General features: G+C 58.4%; 17 protein-coding genes. 8 read left to right on the top strand and 9 right to left on the bottom strand.

Annotation, left to right across the window (positions count from 1 at the left end; genetic code table 11):
• Window positions 1-134: 134 nt before the first annotated feature.
• On the top strand, window positions 135-1,199 hold the full coding sequence (locus R1T46_RS05050; protein WP_317307550.1) for a hypothetical protein: 1,065 nt from the start codon (window positions 135-137) through the stop codon (window positions 1,197-1,199).
• 25 nt (window positions 1,200-1,224) lie between these two features.
• On the top strand, window positions 1,225-3,285 hold the full coding sequence (locus R1T46_RS05055; RefSeq protein WP_317307551.1) for a TRAP transporter large permease subunit: 2,061 nt from the start codon (window positions 1,225-1,227) through the stop codon (window positions 3,283-3,285).
• A gap of 10 nt (window positions 3,286-3,295) precedes the next feature.
• Here the strand turns inward: R1T46_RS05055 and R1T46_RS05060 are convergent, their stop codons facing one another.
• Entirely contained in the window at window positions 3,296-4,255 is a 960-nt protein-coding gene (locus R1T46_RS05060; RefSeq protein ID WP_269400200.1) for an AraC family transcriptional regulator, read from the bottom strand.
• Window positions 4,256-4,670: 415 nt separating this feature from the next.
• Here R1T46_RS05060 and R1T46_RS05065 point away from each other — a divergent pair, with 415 nt between their 5' ends.
• The 3 genes from R1T46_RS05065 to R1T46_RS05075 are packed head-to-tail and all read left to right on the top strand — an operon-like array spanning window position 4,671 to window position 10,448.
• The gene (locus R1T46_RS05065; protein WP_085678521.1) at window positions 4,671-5,861 is read left to right on the top strand and encodes an efflux RND transporter periplasmic adaptor subunit; all 1,191 of its coding nucleotides are present in this window, start codon (window positions 4,671-4,673) and stop codon (window positions 5,859-5,861) included.
• On the top strand, window positions 5,858-9,061 hold the full coding sequence (locus R1T46_RS05070) for a multidrug efflux RND transporter permease subunit (protein ID WP_317307552.1): 3,204 nt from the start codon (window positions 5,858-5,860) through the stop codon (window positions 9,059-9,061). Before R1T46_RS05065 ends, R1T46_RS05070 begins: the two co-directional genes overlap by 4 nt.
• Entirely contained in the window at window positions 9,054-10,448 is a 1,395-nt protein-coding gene (locus tag R1T46_RS05075) for an efflux transporter outer membrane subunit (protein WP_317307553.1), read from the top strand. The genes R1T46_RS05070 and R1T46_RS05075 overlap by 8 nt, the downstream gene beginning before the upstream one ends.
• Before the next feature lie 24 nt (window positions 10,449-10,472).
• Here the strand turns inward: R1T46_RS05075 and nfsA are convergent, their stop codons facing one another.
• The 3 genes from nfsA to R1T46_RS05090 all read right to left on the bottom strand — a co-directional run bounded on the left by nfsA (window position 10,473) and on the right by R1T46_RS05090 (window position 12,902).
• Entirely contained in the window at window positions 10,473-11,210 is a 738-nt protein-coding gene (gene nfsA, locus R1T46_RS05080) for an oxygen-insensitive NADPH nitroreductase (RefSeq protein WP_317307554.1), read from the bottom strand.
• A gap of 165 nt (window positions 11,211-11,375) precedes the next feature.
• Window positions 11,376-12,233, bottom strand: a complete 858-nt coding sequence (gene bla, locus R1T46_RS05085; RefSeq protein ID WP_317307555.1) for a class A beta-lactamase — start codon at window positions 12,231-12,233, stop codon at window positions 11,376-11,378.
• Entirely contained in the window at window positions 12,234-12,902 is a 669-nt protein-coding gene (locus R1T46_RS05090) for a DNA-3-methyladenine glycosylase I (protein ID WP_317307556.1), read from the bottom strand.
• Between the two features lie 81 nt (window positions 12,903-12,983).
• Between R1T46_RS05090 and R1T46_RS05095 the strand changes: the two genes are divergently transcribed.
• Both R1T46_RS05095 and R1T46_RS05100 read left to right on the top strand, forming a co-directional pair.
• On the top strand, window positions 12,984-13,163 hold the full coding sequence (locus tag R1T46_RS05095) for a DUF2897 family protein (RefSeq protein ID WP_036211340.1): 180 nt from the start codon (window positions 12,984-12,986) through the stop codon (window positions 13,161-13,163).
• Between the two features lie 160 nt (window positions 13,164-13,323).
• Window positions 13,324-14,604 (top strand): MHYT domain-containing protein, encoded by a 1,281-nt coding sequence (locus tag R1T46_RS05100; RefSeq protein ID WP_317307557.1) that lies wholly within the window; start codon window positions 13,324-13,326, stop codon window positions 14,602-14,604.
• On the opposite strand, the gene R1T46_RS05105 is transcribed toward R1T46_RS05100, so the two are convergent.
• From R1T46_RS05105 to R1T46_RS05125, 5 genes are read right to left on the bottom strand one after another with little or no spacing between them, the layout of a single operon-like run.
• On the bottom strand, window positions 14,568-15,248 hold the full coding sequence (locus R1T46_RS05105; RefSeq protein ID WP_317307558.1) for a hypothetical protein: 681 nt from the start codon (window positions 15,246-15,248) through the stop codon (window positions 14,568-14,570). The genes R1T46_RS05100 and R1T46_RS05105 overlap by 37 nt on opposite strands.
• A gap of 23 nt (window positions 15,249-15,271) precedes the next feature.
• Complete coding sequence (locus R1T46_RS05110) at window positions 15,272-15,757, bottom strand: hypothetical protein (protein WP_317307559.1); 486 nt, start codon at window positions 15,755-15,757, stop codon at window positions 15,272-15,274.
• Window positions 15,758-15,777: 20 nt separating this feature from the next.
• The gene (locus tag R1T46_RS05115) at window positions 15,778-16,137 is read right to left on the bottom strand and encodes a VOC family protein (RefSeq protein ID WP_317307560.1); all 360 of its coding nucleotides are present in this window, start codon (window positions 16,135-16,137) and stop codon (window positions 15,778-15,780) included.
• 4 nt (window positions 16,138-16,141) lie between these two features.
• Window positions 16,142-16,327 (bottom strand): hypothetical protein, encoded by a 186-nt coding sequence (locus tag R1T46_RS05120; RefSeq protein WP_075194726.1) that lies wholly within the window; start codon window positions 16,325-16,327, stop codon window positions 16,142-16,144.
• A gap of 60 nt (window positions 16,328-16,387) precedes the next feature.
• Entirely contained in the window at window positions 16,388-16,765 is a 378-nt protein-coding gene (locus R1T46_RS05125; RefSeq protein WP_317307561.1) for a nuclear transport factor 2 family protein, read from the bottom strand.
• A gap of 361 nt (window positions 16,766-17,126) precedes the next feature.
• Between R1T46_RS05125 and R1T46_RS05130 the strand changes: the two genes are divergently transcribed.
• Window positions 17,127-19,550, top strand: coding sequence for a response regulator (locus tag R1T46_RS05130; RefSeq protein ID WP_317307562.1), 2,424 nt, complete (start codon window positions 17,127-17,129; stop codon window positions 19,548-19,550).
• Window positions 19,551-19,591 lie beyond the last annotated feature (41 nt).

Here is a 19,591-nt window from a genome sequence, read left to right on the forward strand (position 1 = left end):
GGGGTTGTCGGCGATAATGCCGATTCGGTTACAAACCGTAACAGATTGTGAGTGCGGCTTTGGCCTGGTGACACTCCGGTTCTGAACAAACGCTCCGAACAACAAAAACGCAGAAGAGTAGAAGGTACAACGTTATGACGAGTATTCAGAAACCTGCCAGTCAGGCTCACCTGGGCAATACACGTTTCCGTGGCGCAATGGCCGCTGTACTTGCCAGTGTGGTTTTGAGTGGTTGTGGTGTCGTCAACAACATGATCTATAAAACCACCGGCGACGTGATGCAGGGCTTTTCCCGCAATCACACCGTGCCCTATCTACTGGAAAGTGACGACCTCGCCATGGGTTGCGCCATGAGTGAGGCTACCGCGCCCCTGCTGATGTCTTTTGGTCGGGTCACCAGTGAGCCTGACCAATTGGCGGTGATGCTGTACCTGTCGGCTGGCGGCTGTGCAGAGGAGCAGGCACGGGAACACGAACTGGATGGCCTGGCCGCCCTGCGTGCGATGGACGCGGAAGAAGCGGAAGACGCCATGATTCGCCAGAAGCGCGCGCTTTCCCTGGCCGCCAAACGCTATCATCGGGGCTGGAAACACCATAACGCCTTCTATGGCAAACCCGATGCGGGTGAGTGCCCTGATTTCGATGATGACCTGGGCGAGTTCATCTACATGGCGGGCTTGTTGTCTGGCTTGCAGGCCCTGAACGCTGAAATTCAGTCCACCTCGTCCATCGGCGTCCCCAAGAACATCGGCTCTACGGTTTCGCGCGCGACCAGTTGTCTGGAAAACGACAAATGGTGGGGGGCTCCCATGGCACTGCGTGCGACGGTCTGGTCAATGATTCCTGGCGCACTGCCAGAGGGCGAGGATCCTTTTGAGCGGCTGGAAATTGCCGACGCGCAGGGCGAGGAAGCCGGTGTCAGGATCAGCCACGTGTTCCACGCCATCGCGGCCCAGAACAAAGGTGATGAGGAACGCCTCCGTGATGTGATCCGTAGTCACGCACAGGCCATCGAGGAAACGCCGGCGAACGAGGAGTGGGTCTTCGTCGATGCGATGGCCACGGACATGATTGTGGCGATCTCCGATCGACTGTGGATGGAGAATACCGGGCACCGGACGCCCATAGGGCAACTGGGTACCTTCTGGGACGACGAGAAGGAAGCGGTGGAAACCATGGATCTGGACGATCTGCTGTAAATCAACGTTCCCAGAGTGAGCTGTTATGTCCCAGGGTGGTTTTCGACGTAATGGGTTGGAGTGGTTGTCCTCTCTGCCGGCCTGTCTGCTTTTGCTGTCAGTGGTGCTGTTCTCCACCAGTAGCGACATCCACAATCAAATGCTGCGTGGCGGCGAGCAATTGTGGAGCGGCTACTACAAGCTGAGAGTCGACCCGGTACAACCCACCTGTGACCCGAACGTGGACATCGACGCCGCTGTTCAGGAAGAGTTGGCGAAAGAGGGCTCCGACAATCCCATGGCGGCCCTGCTGGGAGAGTCGGAAAAAGACCCGGATGAGGTTCGCCTGGCCATTGAACGTTCGGTGGCGGACTGCCGCCAGAGCTATCAGAGTTACGATAACCTTAAGGACAAGCTTACTCCCGGCGTAAAAGCCTACCGGGCAGTAGAGCTGTTTGTGGCCGACCTGATCGCCTTCGGCCTGGAGTCCCAGCGCTACATACTGGTGATCCTGGTAATGCTGTGCGCGGTGACCGCCACCCTGACTCGCCACCATATTGCCATGCGGGCCATGGAAACTCGTCTGGACTACATGGTTTCCCACACCCTGCAGACCGTCGCCAATGCCATGCTTCTGGGGTCCAGCGTGATCTTCCGCCAGTCCAGTTTTGGCGCCGACACCACCATGTCGTCCGATGAACTGCTGCTCCATAACCTGTGGATTACCGGTTTCGCAGCGCTGACACTCACCAGCCTGTATCGGCTCGTCAGGGTGCCGGACGACCTGAGGGAAGGCGGTGATCTGAACAAGGCCTTCCTGGCGGTGCCTCTCTATACCGTCATGTGTCTTATATCGGGGACCTATTTTGCGCTGATTGGTCACGCCTCCGGTATCGGTATCTATCTGGGCAAAATGATGGAGCTGTCCGACATGTTCCTCAACGTCGGGCTGTACGTGTGGGTGGGCATGATGCTGAAGCAGACGCGCCTGGCCACCCTGGTGTTCAATGTCTTCCGGCCCTGGCGTATGCCGCCTGAAATGCTCGCTGTTGTAGCGGTGCTGGTGGCTGCTGTGCCCACTGCCTACACTGGTGCGTCCGGGATCTTTGTCATCGCGGCCGGCGCGGTTATTTACAGCGAACTACGCGCTGCCGGTGCCCGCCGTCATCTGGCGCTGGCGGCAACCGCCATGTCCGGGTCCATGGGTGTGGTCCTGCGGCCCTGCCTGCTGGTGGTGGTCATTGCCTACCTGAACCGGGAAGTCACCACGGACGAGTTGTTTGGCTGGGGTATATGGGTGTTCGTGCTCACCGCGACCATGTTCACGGTCGTTGCCCTCACGGTGAACCGTCAGAGCAAGTTCAACCTGGCTCCAGCGTCCACGGCCTTTCTACCCATGATGTCAGCGTTGAAACATCTGATCCCCTATGCGCTGGTAATCGCAGCGGTGGTTCTGTTGTACCGTTTTGCGCTGGATGTGCAGATGGATGAATTCTCCGCCCCTCGGTTGTTGCCGGTGATCATGCTGGCGATCCTGCTGTACGAGCATATCAGCCTGAAAAATCGCAAGGGTCGGGCCAGTGGCGAGATCAATCACCAGGGCCTGGAACGCAGCTTACGCTCGGCTACCAACGACACCACGGCAGAAATCGGCGCGCTGTTGCTGCTGCTGGGTCTGTCGGTCAGTATCGGCGGAGTGATCGAACGCTCCCATATCATGGGAACCTTTCCCCAGGCATTCGACAGTGCCTGGTCTGCCATGCTGTTGATGGTGCTGATCCTGGTGGTGTTGGGCATGATCATGGACGCTTTCGGCGCCGTTATCCTGGTGACCGCCACCGTGGCCACCATCGCCTACAGCAGTGGCATACATCCGATTCACTTCTGGATGGTAACCCTGGTCGCCTTCGAGCTGGGTTATCTAAGCCCGCCGGTGGCGCTGAACCACCTGCTGACGCGGCAGGTTGTCGGGGAAGCGGAAGTGCTGGCAGCACAGCAGGAAGAGGGCACCTTCTACCAGCGCCACGAGCGTATCATCATGCCACTGATTGCCATGGGCATTTCACTGGTACTGGTGGCCTTTGTGCCGTTGCTGTTCTACGCCTGAGTTTGAGGGATCAAACTGGCTCTGCAGCCCGGTGTTCGCCACGCAGAAGCGTAACGTCGGCCCTGGGTGGCGCACCGAACAGGCGGCTGTACTCGCGGCTGAAATGCGAAGGGCTTTCGTAACCCACCCGATAGCTTGCGGTGGCAGCCTCAAGCCCCTCGGTCAGCATCAGACGCCGGGCCTCATGCAGGCGCAGCTTCTTCTGGAACTGCAGTGGCGACATCCGGGTCACCTGCTTGAAACTGTGGTACAGGGTGGACTCGCTCATATTGGCCGCTTCCGCCAGTTCACTGATTCGTAGCGGTTCGGCGTAATGATCCTTCAACGTCGAGATAACCGTGGAAATGCGGTGAGCCTGGGAATCGGTGGCGGCAAACTTGCGCATCCGTGACCCCATTTCGCCAACCAGTGCGCGATAGATGATTTCCCGCCGAGCCAGGGGCGCCAGAATAGGAATATCACCTGGCGAATCCAGCAGGCTGAGCAGCCGGTAGAGCGCACTCTGCATCCGCTCATCCATCGACGACATGCACAGGCCACACTGTACTTCCGGGCAAGATTCGTTGGAGTGTAGCGGGGGAGCCTTGTCGCCCAGTTCGAGCACCAGCTCCGCTACTTCCTGGGGGTCTACCTTGAGCTTTACCGCCAGATAGGGGTGGTCCTCGGAGGCATCGATAATTCGTCCCAGTACTGGCAGATGCACCGAACTGGCCAAGTAGGTCAGTGGCTGGTAGGTGATCTCGCGGTCGCCCAGTTGGATGGTCTTGGTGCCCTGAATCACGAAACACAGTGAAGGTTCATAGACACTGGAACCACAGCTGGAAGGTTCGTCGCAGCGGATCAACTCCAGGCCATCAATGGCTGAACCCTGAATGCCCTGGTGTGTCGTCCATTGGCTGGCGACACGGGCGAGCTGTTGCTGCAGATTGAGCGTGAGATTTCCGGAAATCTCAGGAACGTTGGCAGTCATCGGTGGGTCTCCCTTTGGCTGCAGTATAATCCTTCATAACCTGAACTGTACGGGTTCTCAGGCATTTTCTGCAGGATCAGGCAATGACCACGCAGAAATTGGCAACCCGGCCTCTCCGGCATAAACCATGCCGGCAGAATCGGGCAAGCTTCCCGCAGTAACCCGATACCGCTTTACGCCTTCCACTGGATATTGTTGTGCTCCCGTTGGGTAAACATTACCCGATCCGATAAACCGGCGCTATGTCATCCATAGCCAGCATCTCGATTCAAGGTTATTGACCTCAAGCTAACTTGAGGAAATAAGCTTCGTGTCGAATTCGTTGTACCCCAAGCGACTTAACAAGCGATCCAACCGATTACTTGGCAAAAACGGGAACGCCCACAAGGCGAACCCGATAGCGGAGCGAGAAACCATGGAAAGTCTGACTGCAAAACCGTTCAGAGGGTCTGGCCGTTTACTGGGCCTGGCTGTAGCGATCACTGTTTTATTGACCGGCTGCGAGGCGCAAAGCGATGAAGCTGCAAGCATGCCGCCTCCGCCGGAGGTGGATGTGGCTGAAGTGGTCGTGGAACCGGTCACTCTCTGGGAATCATTCACAGGCCGTGTGGCATCGCCGGAAACGGTGGACTTGCGGCCCCGCGTCAGTGGCTACATCGACAAGGTGGCCTTTGAGGAAGGCGAACTGGTGCAGGCCGGCGAGCTGTTGTTCCAGATAGATCCACGTCCGTACGAAGCCCAAAAGCAGGCGGCGAGTGCCGAACTGGCGCTGGCCAACAGCCAGCTTGATCTGGCCAGAAGTGAAGCCGGCCGGGCCAAGACGCTGCTGGAAAGCCGGGCAATATCCCGTGAGGAATACGATCAGCGCAATACCGCGTTGATGAGCGCCCGGGCCCGTGTACAGGCTGCCCAGGCCGCGCTGGATACCGCCGAGCTGAACCTGCAGTACACCCGTGTAACTGCACCTGTCAGTGGACGGACTGGCAGGGCCCTGGTGACCCAGGGCAACCTGGCGAACGCCGACCAGAGCCTGCTCACCACGGTAGTTTCGGTAGACCCGGTGCACGTGTATTTCGAGGCCGATGAGCAATCGGCGTTTAGTAGCCAGCAGCTGCTTGCCAATGGTCAGCCCAGGGATGTGCGCATTTCACTGGGTGGCGAGGATGGCCGTCAGTACCAGGGCGAGCTGGATTTCGTCGACAATCACCTGAATCCGGGGACCGGCACCCTGCAGTACCGTGCCGTGCTCAACAACCCGGACGGTCTGATCAAGCCCGGCCAGTTTGCCCGTGTGGAAATGCCCGTGGCCGAGCTGGACCAGGCACTGCTGGTCAACCGCAAGGCGGTGCTGACCGATCAGGACCGTCGTTTCGTCTACGTGGTGGATGAACAGGATCGGGTTGCGCCCCGGCAGGTCACTACTGGCCGTCAGGTGGATGATCTCCAGGTGATCCGTGAAGGTCTCAACCATGGCGATCTTGTGATCATCAATGGTGTGCAGAAGGTGTTTGGCGCTGGTATGCAAGTCAAGCCGCAGCTGGTTGCCATGAAAGAATCCGACCAGGGAGAAGGCGCCGTTGCCGTCGCCCAGGAGCTGGCGCAATGAATATCTCCCGATTCTTTGTCGACCGGCCGATATTTGCGGCGGTGCTGTCCATCATCATCTTTGCCATCGGGTTGATTTCGATTCCGAACCTGCCGGTCAGCGAGTACCCGGAAGTGGTGCCTCCGTCGGTGGTCGTGCGCACCGTCTACCCCGGCGCCAACCCCAAGGAGATTGCCGAAACCGTGGCCACACCGCTGGAAGAAGCCATCAGTGGTGTCGAAGACATGATGTACTTCAAGTCCGTGGCGGGCTCGGACGGCGTTCTTCAGATGACCGTCACCTTCCGGCCAGGCACCGACGCCGAGGAGGCCACCGTACGGGTGCAAAACCGTGTCAGCCAGGCCCAGGCCCGGCTGCCGGAGGAGGTGCGGCGGCAGGGCGTGACCACCCAGAAGCAGTCGCCCACGTTCCTGATGGTGGTGCACCTGACATCACCGAGCGGCACCTACGATACGCTCTACCTGCGTAATTACGCGCGGTTGCATGTGCGCGACCGGCTGGCCCGGATCCAGGGTGTTGGCGACGCGCAGATATTCGGTGGCGGTGATTACGCCATGCGCGCCTGGCTGGACCCGGACCGTATTGCGGCCCGTGGCTTGACGGCGAGCGATGTCGTCCGCGCCATGCGTGAACAGAACGTACAGGTGTCTGCCGGCCAGATTGGCGCGGAACCGGTGCCGGACAGCGACTTCCTGACACTGATCAACGCCCGTGGCCGACTTGAAACCGTGGAAGAGTTTGGTGACATCGTGCTCAAGCGCGGTGACAGCGGCGAGATTCTGCGCCTGGAAGACGTGGCCCGGTTGGAAATGGGGGCCGGTGACTACACCCTGCGCTCGCAACTGGATGGCAAGGATGCGGTGGCCCTGGGTGTTTTCCAGGCGCCGGGCGCAAACGCCCTGGAGATCCGCGACGAAGTGATCGCCACCATGGATGAACTGTCTGCCCGCTTCCCGCAAGGGGTGGAGTATGAGGCGGTTTACGATACTACGATCTTCGTCAGCGATTCCATCAAGGCGGTCATTGCCACCCTTCTGGAGGCGGTGTTGCTGGTGGTACTGGTGGTCACGCTGTTCCTGCAGACCTGGCGGGCGTCGATTATCCCGTTGCTGGCGGTACCAGTGTCGGTCATTGGCACCTTCGGCGCACTATACCTGTTGGGCTACTCCATCAATACCCTGACGCTGTTCGGCCTGGTGCTCGCGATTGGCATCGTGGTGGACGACGCCATCGTGGTGGTGGAGAACGTCGAGCGTAACATCGAGGAAGGCCTGAAACCGCTGGCGGCGGCTCATCAGGCCATGAAGGAGGTCTCTGGCCCTATCATTGCGATCGGTCTGGTGCTGTGCGCCGTGTTCATTCCCATGGCGTTCCTCTCCGGGGTTACCGGCCAGTTCTACCGGCAGTTTGCGGTGACCATTGCCATTTCCACGGTAATTTCCACCATCAATTCGCTGACCCTGTCGCCGGCGCTGGCGGCGATGCTGCTGAAACCTCACAGCGCCCCCAAGGATCGGCTGCAGCGTGTGATCGACGCGTTGTTTGGTTGGCTGTTCCGGCCCTTTAACCGCTTCTTCAACGCCAGCGCCGAGAAGTATCAGGGTGGCGTGTCCAGCTCCCTGCGGCGGCGCGGTGCGGTGTTTGTGGTATACGCGCTGTTGCTGACAGGTACCGGGCTGATGTTCAAGGCGGTGCCGCCGGGCTTCATCCCCATCCAGGACAAGCTCTACCTGATGGCGGGCGTGAAACTGCCGGAAGGGGCCTCCCTGGAGCGTACCGATCAATTGCTCCAGAAAGTCACCGACATCGCCATGGAAACCGAAGGTGTGGCCAACGCCGTGGCATTTCCCGGCCTGAACGCACTGCAGTTCACCAACACCTCCAACACCGGTGTGGTGTTCTTTCCCCTGAAACCGTTTGACGAGCGCAGTCTCAGTGCCGGGGAGATCAACGCCCAGATCAACCAGAGAATCAGTGGGCTGAAAGAAGGCTTTGCCTTCTCCTTCATGCCACCGCCGATCCTGGGCTTGGGTAATGGCTCCGGCTATCAGTTGTTCATCGAGGACCGTGGGAATCTCGGTTACGGGGCCCTGCAGAACGCGGTGATCCAGTTCCAGGGGGCCATCAGCCAGACACCGGGCATGGGGTATCCCATCACCAGTTACCAGGCCAATGTGCCGCAACTGGATGCGGAAGTGGACCGGCTCAAGGCCAAGGCCCAGGGCGTGCCCCTGACTGAAGTGTTCGACACCCTGCAGACCTACCTGGGGTCCACCTATGTCAACGACTTCAACCGGTTTGGCCGTACCTGGCAGGTCATCGCCCAGGCAGACGCCCCCTACCGCGACAGCGTGGAGGACATTGCCCGCCTGCGCACCCGTAACGACCAGGGCGAGATGGTGCCGATCGGCTCGATGGTGAACATTCGCCAGAGCTTCGGACCGGACCCGGTATTGCGTTATAACGGCTACCCCGCAGCGGATATCGCCGGGGAGGCGGACCCAAGGGTGCTGTCATCGGCCCAGGCCATGGATACGCTGACAGCGCTGGCGGACCAGGTGCTGCCTGCCGGAATGGCGTTTGAATGGACTGACCTGAGCTATCAGCAGGCCACCCAGGGTAATGCCGCGCTGGTGGTGTTCCCGCTTGCCATCCTGCTGGTGTTCCTGGTTTTGGCAGCGCTTTATGAGAGCTGGACCCTGCCGTTGGCGGTGATCCTCATCGTGCCCATGTGCATGCTCTCGGCATTGATCGGCGTGTGGTTTAGCGACGGGGACAACAATATCTTTGTCCAGGTGGGTCTGGTGGTGTTGATTGGCCTGGCCTGCAAGAACGCCATCCTGATCGTGGAATTTGCCCGCGAGCTGGAGCTTCAGGGGCGGAGCATTGTGGAGGCGGCGCTGGAAGCCTGCCGGTTGCGGCTGCGGCCCATCATCATGACCTCCATCACCTTTACCGCAGCGGTTGTGCCCCTGGTGCTGGCCACCGGCGCGGGTGCCGAGGTGCGCGAGGCTCTGGGCACGGCCGTATTTGCCGGCATGATCGGGGTCACCCTGTTTGGCCTGTTCCTGACTCCGGTGTTCTACGTGGCGCTGCGCAAGCTCTCTGGAAGCCACCCGCTGAAGAGCCATCATACATCCACACTGTCTTCCGATGACGGCGATAGCGAAGACGCATTGCCAGGAGGTAGCCATGCTTAAAGTCATCACCATGACGGGGGCTCTGACCCTGTTAACAGGATGTGCCGTGGGCCCGGATTACCAGGCCCCGACGACACCGGAACCGAATGCGTTTTCGGAAGGGCGAACCATGGTTGCCGGTGGAACCGACCAGCAGCGTTTCTGGCAGGGATTTGATGATCCTTTGCTGGCACGCCTGATTGATGATGCCCTGGCCGCCAACCTCAGCCTGGAAGGCGCCGTCGCTCGCTATGAGCGCGCGGCCGCCCTGCTGTATGGCGCTGAGCGGGACCAATGGCCCAGCGTCACGGCCAGCGCCTCTGGCGCCGAACAGTACCTTGCGGATATTGAGCAATCTCCTCCCGGTGCCGGGCCAGAGCGGGTGCAGCGTTACCAGGCTGGCGTTGCCGCCAGTTGGGAGCTGGATCTGTTCGGGCGCCTTCGCCGTGCGACGGAGGCCCAAAGGGCGGAACTGGAGGCAGCCGGTGCCGATCTCGGTGCCGTTCAGGTAGCCATCGCGGGCCAGTTGGCCAGCAGCTATTTTGAGCTGCGAGGCCTTCAGCAGCAGTTTCAGGTCGCCCTGCAGAGTGTGGCTTTGCAGCAGCAGTCACTGGATATCGTGGAAGCCCGGGTAAAGGCCGGGCGTGGTACCGAGTTTGATCAGGTGCGTGCCCGTGCCCAACTGGAACGGACCCGGGCCGAATTGCCCACCCTGCAGGCGGGAATACGAGGGGCCATGCACCGCATTGCCGTGCTGACGGGCCAGCCGCCGATGGCGCTTGTCGATACGCTGTCACCTCGTGGAGCGCTGCCGGAAACCCTGCCGACGATTCCCGTGGATAGCCCGGGGGAAGTTCTGCGCCGCCGCCCGGATATCGCCGCTGCTGAGCGACGCCTGGCGGCCTCCACCGCCCGCATCGGGGTGGCCACCGCCGACCTGTTCCCTCGCTTTACCCTGAGCGGGCTAATCGGTTCCGTTGCCGGCGACACCAGCGATCTGTTCACCGGTCCGGCGGAAACCCGCCGCGTTGCCCTGGGCATTGACTGGACCTTCCTGGACCACGACAGGGTCAAGGCCCGTATCGAGGCGGCAGGGGCCGATAGCCGTGCGGCATTGGCCAGCTACCAGCAAACGGTGCTGGAGGCCCTGGAAGAGGCAGAAACGCGATTGGTGCGCTATCAGCGAGCGCAACAGCGGGAAGAGCGGCTGGAACAGGCGATGAATAATGCCGAGCACGCCGTGGAACTGGCCCGGGCTCGCTATGAAGAAGGGTTTATCGGCTATTTCGAGGTGCTGACGGCGGAACAGGAGTTCACCGCCACCCGGGATGCGGCCGTGCGTAGCCGCACAGCGGTTACCCTGGCGATGGTGGATGTCTACCGCTCGCTGGTAGGTGCTCCGGGGTAAGTGTAAGTATCCCGGCGATCCTGATCACTTCATCTCGAAGCCCTTGCCACGCAGGAAATCCCGCATGTGGGGGCGCAACTTGGATGTAAACAGTGGTTTCAGCTGTTGCGACCAGTTGGTGTCCTTGGTGCCCCCGGTGCGGGCCTGGTAATAGGTGTTCATAGTGGTGTCGAATTCCGCCACCAGGTCCGCATCGCGTTCGCCCTGGTAATAATCCTCTTTAAGGATGGACGCCAGTGGCAGTCTCGGTTTCACCTCCGGAGCCTGGTCCGGATACCCCAGGCACATACCGAACACCGGATATACATGCTCCGGCAGACGTAGTAATTCGCTGACTTCCGCTGGGTTGTTACGAATGCCCCCGATATAACACAGGCCCAGCCCCGCCGATTCCGCTGCGGTGGCAACGTTCTGGGCCACCAGGGCAGTATCGATGCTGGCCACCAGCAACTGCTCGGTCATCCCGCGGACCACCTCGGCACCTGCGCGCTCTGCGGCATCCGTGGCCCGTTTCATGTCCGCGCAGAACACCAGAAAATCCGAACTTTCCGCCACATAGCGTTGGCCACCACTCAACTCGGCCAGGGCCTCACGGTTCTTTGGATCGACCACGTGGATAATGGAGTAGGCCTGCACATGGCTGGACGTAGCGGCGCTCTGGCCGGCCCGAATCAGTTCCTCGAAGAGCTCGCGGGGAATCCTGCGGTTCTGGAACTTGCGGATTGAACGGTGTGATTTAAGAAGCTCAATGGTGGGATTCATAGCGTCCTTCAGCATGACAACGGAAAGGCTTATCCTGCCATTGGCGGGCGATGATGGCAAAAGCTCTGGCCAAGCCCCGTCGGCGCGAGCGGTGCCTGGTTCAGAGACTTGAGCGATACTTTCACGTCGTCCAGGAAGTTGCCGATGGTGCCTCCGGGCTGGCGGTCAGAGGTGCTTCACAATGGCGCCCCCGAGGTCTCTGATAGCGCCATTGCGTGCATCAAAAGACGCACCGGTTTGCGTTATATAAATCGCGATCACCAGAGGCGGGCGATGGGGTGGCCACAGCACGGCAGTAATTGAACGGGAGCCGTGGCCGCCGGCTCCAGAACGGTCTCCGATTTTCCAGTCCAGTGGTATCGCAGCCCGGAGCAAGTTGTCACTGACACGGTTGCCTTTGAGCCACGTAACCAGAGTATCCCGGGAACCTTCGGATAGCGCCTCACCAAGTACCAATTTGCGGAGGTTAGCGACCATCGCCTTAGGACTTGTGGTATCTCGCAGGTCACCCGGCGTGGCCTCATTGAGTGAGGTTTCCGTCCGGTCCAGCCGCGTAACGGTATCGCCCAGATCGCGTGCATACGCGGTAACGCCGTCGGGGCCATCAATGGCACCCAGTACCAGATTGGCGGCGGTGTTGTCGCTGGTGGCCATGGTCGCTTCACACAACTCCCGCAAACTCATGCCTGCCTCTTCCTCTGCACGTGTCTCAGTGACCGGTGAATAGGTCACCAGATCGTCCTTGCTGAAGATCACTCGCCGATCCAGATCAACAGTGCCGTTGTCCACCTTTGCCAGCAACGCCGCACAGGCCAGGGTTTTGAAGGTGCTTGTGATGGGGAAACGGTCATCGCCGTGATAGTCCCAGGATTCTCCACTCCCGGAATCATAGAGGGCGATGCCCACGCGTGCGTCCAGGCGCTGCTCCACGGTTTTCACCGACTCAAGCAACGGGTTGGCGTGGACCAGAGAAAGCGTGGAGGTCATCAACCAAAGGGCGAGCATTAACAGGGCGGAACGCATCTAATCTCCCACTGAGTAAGACAGAATTCGCGACAGGTGGCTGTAGGGCAGGCCAGTTTCCTTGTGCCAGTCGTTGAAGGCCTGCTGTGCCTGCATCAAGGCTTTTTTGCTGCCGGGGCTGGCATCCAGCCGTTCCTCCCGGTACAACCCGGCGGCCACATCCGACGACAGGATAAACCCATCCCAGCCTACCCGACGCAGGAAATACTGGGCGGTGTTGCCGCCAAGGCGGGCACCGTGGCGTTTGAACCACATCAGCAGGCCAACCTGATCATGCGAAGGCCACTGGCTCAGGAAGGCTCCAAAGCCACCGTGCTCACGGGCGCCATCCACAATCATCCGGGCGTTGTCAGGCACCGTGCGAATTTTCTGCATGTTGCGCACAATGCGTTCATCCTGTGCCAGATCCTCCAGCACTTCTGGCGGAACCTGCTGCCAGTACAGCGGCACGAACCCCTTGAAGGCATCTTCAAATCCCGGCCATTTGTTCTCGATCACTCGCCACACGAAACCGGCCTTGAAGACGCACCGTGTGACCTCGGACAGGTAGTGGTCGTCACCCATGGCTTCAAGCTCACCGGGCGCCGCAACCCGGGGCAATATGGCGCGTAGCTCGACTTCGCCGCCTTTGCGGGCGGCTGCCTGATTGTAAATTCTGGAGAAGGACATCGTAATTTCCGGAATCCGGTTGTCGGGTTGAAGGCGTGTGGTCCACTATAAGGTAAATGGGTTCAATGAAGGAGCCAAGCCATGCCACTTATCGGATGGGTTTTTGTCATAGTCGCGCTGGCCCTGGTGGTCGGCAGCCTCTTTGTGCTGCGGGACAGCGCCAACAGTATGAAGATCTCTGACGAAAAGATGAAAAAGATCCAGGAGCGCAAGGCCGAAGTAGAGGCTGAGGAAAGTGCGGAAGACCGGGAGCAGTGGTAATCCGCCGACTTCGTCATTGTACATTTTACGAAGATTCACATTGTTGTTGAAACGATAGAGCAGCACAGCCCGTAACTGTGATGGATTTCTCATTTCACGGCAGTTTGGCCACCGGCGAAACCGATCGTGAACGATCTTCATCCAGGAAAAGGGTTTCAGAATGACGGGATATTACGATTACACCCTGGTTGCCGCATCTTTTGTGGTTGCGGTACTGGCATCGTACAGCGCGCTCTACTTCGGCGCACAGCTTGCAACGCTCGAACAGGCAAAAGCCAGGCTATGGCTGGCGCTCGGGGCGCTGACGATGGGAACCGGGGTCTGGGTCATGCATTTCGTAGGCATGCAGGCCTATGTGATGCCGATGGAAATGAGCTACGACCTCACCATTACCCTGATTTCCTGGGTTGCCGCTGTGGGTGCTTCGGGACTGGCCCTGCATATCATCGGCAAGGACCGCGCGGGCGCGCTGCAGATCGTTATCGGCAGCCTGTTCATGGGCGGCGGCATTACGTCCATGCATTACGTCGGCATGGCGGCCATGGAGATGGAGCCGGGGATGCGCTACGACCCGGTTCTGTTCAGTGCTTCCGTTGTCATTGCGGTCGGGGCCTCGGGTGTGGCCATGTTTATTTGCCGCCGCTTGCAGTCAATACAAGGCCTGAAAGGAACCGCCCTCCAGCTCGGCGCCGCCCTGGCGATGGGTGTGGCTATCTGTGGTATGCACTACACTGGCATGGCTGCCATGATCTATCCTGAAAACGCCATGCCCGCCGCAGACAATCTGCTATCGGGTGATTGGCTGGGTGCCCCTCTGGCCCTGTTCAGTGGCGTATTAATCCTGATTGCTCTTTTTGCCTCCGCCAATGACGTCAAACAGCGCCGGAACGCTGAAATCCAGGCGCTGGAGGAATCCCGGCGTGTCGAGCGCAAAGCACTGTACGATTCGACCACGGGACTGCCTAACCGGGCCAGCCTGGCGAATCATATGGTCAGGGAACTGGCAAGGAGCGAAACCGACAAACACGCATTCGCAGTGCTCTACCTGGATGTTGCCAACCATCGGGAGATTCCCGACAACCAAGCTGAAGACGCAATAGCTGCCCTGGCCAGAAGTGTGAGGACAGCCATCGATGAAGGAACCTACCTGGCGCGCCATTCAACCAGTGCGTTTGTGTTGATTGTGACAAGCCCCGCAGACGACAAACACAGAGACATGTATCAGCGCCTTCGGAATCTTCCGACGGAAACAGACGGTGGCGTTACACTTGAACTTCGAGCCGGGCAGAGCGTGTTCCCCAACTCTGGGCGTAATAGCCGTATGCTGATGAAAAAAGCGATGGAAACCTCAGAGCTTCGAAAGCTGGGACTCGCCAGCCTGAACGAAGAGGTAAAATCCGCGGATTACTTTGAGGCGCGTTCAGCACTGCCGGAAACATGATGCTGGCGGGTCAACGACGCCAGTTCATTTCGCAGCGGATCCAGCAACCGGGCCCTGACGGTAGGATGCACTCGCGATTCTGGGTAGCAGATGACCAATCGAACGTGGGATATGTGTTCGTCCTTCGGGAAGACAATATTCTCAACGTACTGGCCCGATTGGCTGGCTTCCACCAAGTTGCGTTCCGGCTTGTCATCGGACCCAAGCCGGTCGCCCTCGGAGAAAAAATTAAGGCACCTGGAGACGTTGGCCGACACCTTGCGGGGGTTGAACCCCCATTGGGCCGGCAACGTTCGGCCCAGGCCACCCGCTGCGATGGTCACAACCAGGTCGACAACGATGTCACGCTTGGCGAGTTCACGTGCCACCTTGATCGCCTCGAAACCGCCCTGACTATAGCCGACGATGGCTATCCTGCGGTTGGCGCCAGCTGCTTCGCTTAAATCGTCCGCGATGGCTTTCGTGGGATGCAAATGGCTGTACATCGTTGTGTCGAGGTAGCCGGACTCCCTCATCATGCGAAGCAGGTGTTTCTGCATAAGGTCATGGCCCAGAAGGCCGTGAATCGCCGCCACCTTTGGTCCATCGAAACCTGGGTCAACTGCCGGGTAGTCCGGTGCCTGGGGAAAAGGAATGCGTATCATCGACTGCTTTTCTCTCTATTGGGCTATTGGGAGGAGCTTTGATCCACCAGCCGAATCGCAACACCGGCATGCTTCGCCCCGGCTTTAGTTTGGTGATGGGATTCGAAAAGACTTAACCATTGGCCTGCTTCCAGTACCAGCGTCCCCTGGCCCGAGAGGCTGCCATCACGGGTTGTGTATTCACTGGCATAGGTGAGCTGAAACGAACCAGGGGGCTTTTCCACCGGGCTGATCTCATATCCCATGGAGAGCGCCCGCGAAGCAACAAAGTTACTGTGTTCGGTTGTGACTGCTCCCACCCTTAGAACCCTCGACTCATCCAGAAACTCCGGCAACACATCGCCTGGGGCGCCGGTAGGGGTGGTGGCACGACACTCACAGTAGCGGATTTCGAGAAGCAAAGGCTTGCTGCCGAGGTAGTCTGAAGGTGTGGGCTGGCCGGCTAACGTCAGGGCAGGGAGGGTGAAAAATGCTAGCAAGCTGATATTGCGCAATGTCTTCCTTGGCATTTTGGGCTCCTAAAGATTGTTTACACCACTGGCTCTGACCAAACGGCATACTCATTGCCATTGGGATCCGAGAAATGAAAACGGCGACCGCCCGGAAATGAAAAAATGTCCTGCACGATGGCACCGCCCGAGGACGTCACTTTTTCAAGGGTGGCTTCCAGGTCGGTACTGTAGAGGACTACCAGGGCACTTCCGTTGCTGGTGGTGGCGACCTTATCCGATTTGAAGAAGCCACCGTCCAGCCCGGCATTCTCAATAGCAACGTATTCCGGCCCGTAGTCTACAAACGACCAGCCAAACGCGCTGGCAAAGAACCGTTTCGTGACGTCAAGGTCCCGTGAAGGGAGTTCAACATAGTTGATCTTTCCAGTTTCTTTCATGTCCCTAATCTCCCTCGACGACGGCTTCCCGTTCCCTTTCGTACTCATCGTACGATTTGTTGGAGCGCGCCATACACTCTTCGTACTGAGCCGGCGGAACCGTATTACATTCCTGTCGGTTGTTGTGCTGGATGTTGTCGTAAACGGCCTTGTTGCTGCATCCAGCTACCGAAAAAATGAAACATGCCATCAAAACTCTGTGCATGATTTTTACCGTCCCTAGAAGGTAGCTTTGATGCAGCTACCATTTTCAGTTGGCGGAAGGCAGGTTGCCTCCCAGCATGTTCTCAACCACCGCCGCATTGTAGAAGGCTTCAACCGTCTGGATCTTATCGTTGCGCACGCGGAACCAGACGGCCAGCCGCACATCCCCAATCGGCTCAAAGTGGGTCTGGTAATCCAGAACCGCGAATACGTGCTCCCCATCGGCACTGAGCTGCCGGAGGACAAGGTCTTTCTGGATGGCAGCCATCCCGAACTGATAGGACAACATGTCATCCGGACTGAGGAAATGCATGTTCGGCCCCACATATTCAAACCCATCGGCAACCAGCCACGCTTTTGCCTCATCAAAGCGATGAGCCCGGGTATCGGCGATGAACTGCTTCACGACGTCTTTTGGCTGCATGTACAGACTCCATTCCAAGACAGGACGATTTAGATGTCTGGATCTGCGTAGATTGCATTGTTCTACCATCCAGATCAAAGCATAGCGATGATTGTTATCGCCGTGGAGTCTTCAACCTTATTCAATCCCTGGCATACCGAGGTATTCCAGTAGCGATTTTATACGGTCGATCCAGGCCTGAACGGCCGGTTAAGGTTCGAGAGTTACTCTTCCCTGCCCATTGTGCCTGACGGCGAGGTGTGGCAGTTTCAGAGATGTTTGAAACCATTGCTATCGGATTCTCGTTTACTCCAACGTATAGCTACAACGTCAGACCGGATTCATTCTCATATCATCCATGCATAGCAGGCGAGGTTCAACAATGGCAGGCGTCGACCTGGGGCCAAAGGGCCAAGAGCTGAGGCAGCGATATATTGAAAGTCTTCCTGCGCGTCTGGAAGAGCTCCATGCGTCCTGGCATTGGCTGCAGCACGTCAGTTGGGACTCGAAATCGCTGACTACTATGGCGCAGTGTGCCCACAAGTTGTATGGCAGTGGTACGACCTTTCAGTTCCCGGACATCAGCCACTCAGCCCAGATTCTGGAAGATCACTTGCAGAAAGTGCTGAACAAACCGGATGTAACGGTGGATGAGCGACATACAATCGAGACGTCCCTCGACAATCTGGAGGGAGCCATTGAGAAAGCAATCCATACGGCCACACCCATCCAAGCGGTAACGACGGTTCGGGCGGCCACAAAAAGCCACCATCGCATTGCCGTCATTGAAGATGATCGTAATCAGTCGGATTTTCTGCAGAGTTGGCTGGAGCAGTTGGGCTATACAGTGGAGAGCTTCGAGACGCCAGAGACATACAGCCGGAAAGTGGACGACCACAATCATCACCTGATTCTGCTGGACATCAGTTTCCCCGAGGGCGCACTGGAAGGGATCGTTTGGCTCGAGCGACTGAAATACCGATGGGATGCGAGTATACCGGTGATCATGATGTCGGCTCGCAGCGATATGGTCGCGCGAATGCGTGCGCTTCGGGCCGGGGCGGATAGCTATCTCACCAAACCCCTGGATCTGGGAGTTCTGGAGAAGCAGATCGAGCAATTGCTGAATGCCAACGCGGGCTCAAGGCCGCGTGTGCTTTGGGTGGAAGACGACAGCGATTTACTCGCCTACTACGAAAATCTGCTGGCTGAGCAAGGCTATGAGGTTGAAAGTCTGTCTCAGCCGGTGCGAATCCTCGAGCGCATTGAACAATTCGAGCCGGACGCCATTGTGCTTGACCACGAGATGCCCGGGGTCCAGGGGTTGGAATTGGCACGGGTGCTACGTCAGGATGCCCGGTACATGACTATTCCCATTCTATTTGTGTCGGCCTCGCAAGCGGTCTCCGAGCAGATTGGGAAGTACAGTATGACGGGTAACGAATTTTTTCAGAAACCGCTGGACAACGAGCGGTTTCTGGCCGCGCTTCATCATCACCTCGCGCAGGCTCAGCTGATTTCAGCGCGTATCAACCTGGTGAGCCAGCGCAACGAACGCCAGGGACTGCAAAACCACGACTATTTCCTAACCGAACTGGCTACCTCGATTGCCTACCTGGAAATGGCGCCGGCCAGTCAGGGCTGTTTTCTGGTGCAGGCGGGCATTGACCGGGAAGAGTATCTGCGCGCTCAGCACGGAGCCCGCGCTATGGCGAGTCTCACTGCTCGCATGGAGCAGAACTTTGCCAACCAGTTGGGTGTGAGTGATTCCGGCTGTGCTTTGGGGGGCGGTAGTTTTCTGTTCAAGGTCATTATTCCCGTGGGTACAGAGGCCGGCGCGTACCTTGAGCATTTTCACCAGCGTTTGAACAGTCAGGAGTGGGCCCTGAGCGAGCCGCCCATCCCGATTACCCTCAGCATCGGTGTGTTGCCCCTTACCGAAGCGGTGAATGAAGACAAAGCGCTACTGGAAGTCGAGCAGGCCTGTAGCGAGGCGATGCAAGCGGGCGGTGGATGCCTGATGTGGCACCAGCCGCCGGAGCGCTCTGAGCACAGTAATTTGGATGATCGTATACGCGAACTGCTGGATGCCAAAGCCTTCAAGTTGCACTATCAGCCGATCGTGAATATGGATTCCGGAGATATACTGTTTGAGGCGCTCGTAAGATTGGTGGACGAGGACAACGCCGTGTATTTACCCGGTCAGTTCTTACCCCACTTGACTGAGGGCGGCCATGGATCTCTCTATGATCTGGATCGCTGGGTTGTAGAGCACGCATTGGAGGGGCTCTCAAAGCTCGAGGGCAAAGCCGTTGCAAGTCACTCGGTAGCCATCAAACTTGCCTCACCAATGACAGACGTGGCGAAGCTGATGTCATTTGTCAGCAGCGAGATGCGCAACGCGCGCATCAAGGGCAAGCGCCGAATCTACCTTGCCCTATCCAGCCCAACCGTGTTTAAAGATGTGGCGAAGGCCAGACAGGTGCTCAAGCTGCTTCATGATATGGACTGCGGACTGATTATCGAACACATCGATATCAGTCAGGCTTCCATTGATTTGCTGAAAGAACTGCAATCCGTCGATTTCGTGAAACTTGGATCAAAATATGGCTCGACTGCGGAACAGACACCGGAACTGGAAAAATTGATCCGCCAGCTTACCGCCATTTTTGGTTCCAGCTTGCCGATTGTGGCCACGGGCGTGGAGGATGCGAGGGCAGTGGCCTGGTTCTGGGAGAGAAACATTCGCTATTTCCAGGGGCATTTCATCCAGGCACCAGAAGTGGTTATGAATTTCGAGTTGTGAGGGGTGGGCACTGGCGGCGCGCAGAGCACGATTTTCCCACT

Source organism: Marinobacter salarius, assembly GCF_032922745.1.
Lineage (GTDB): Bacteria > Pseudomonadota > Gammaproteobacteria > Pseudomonadales > Oleiphilaceae > Marinobacter.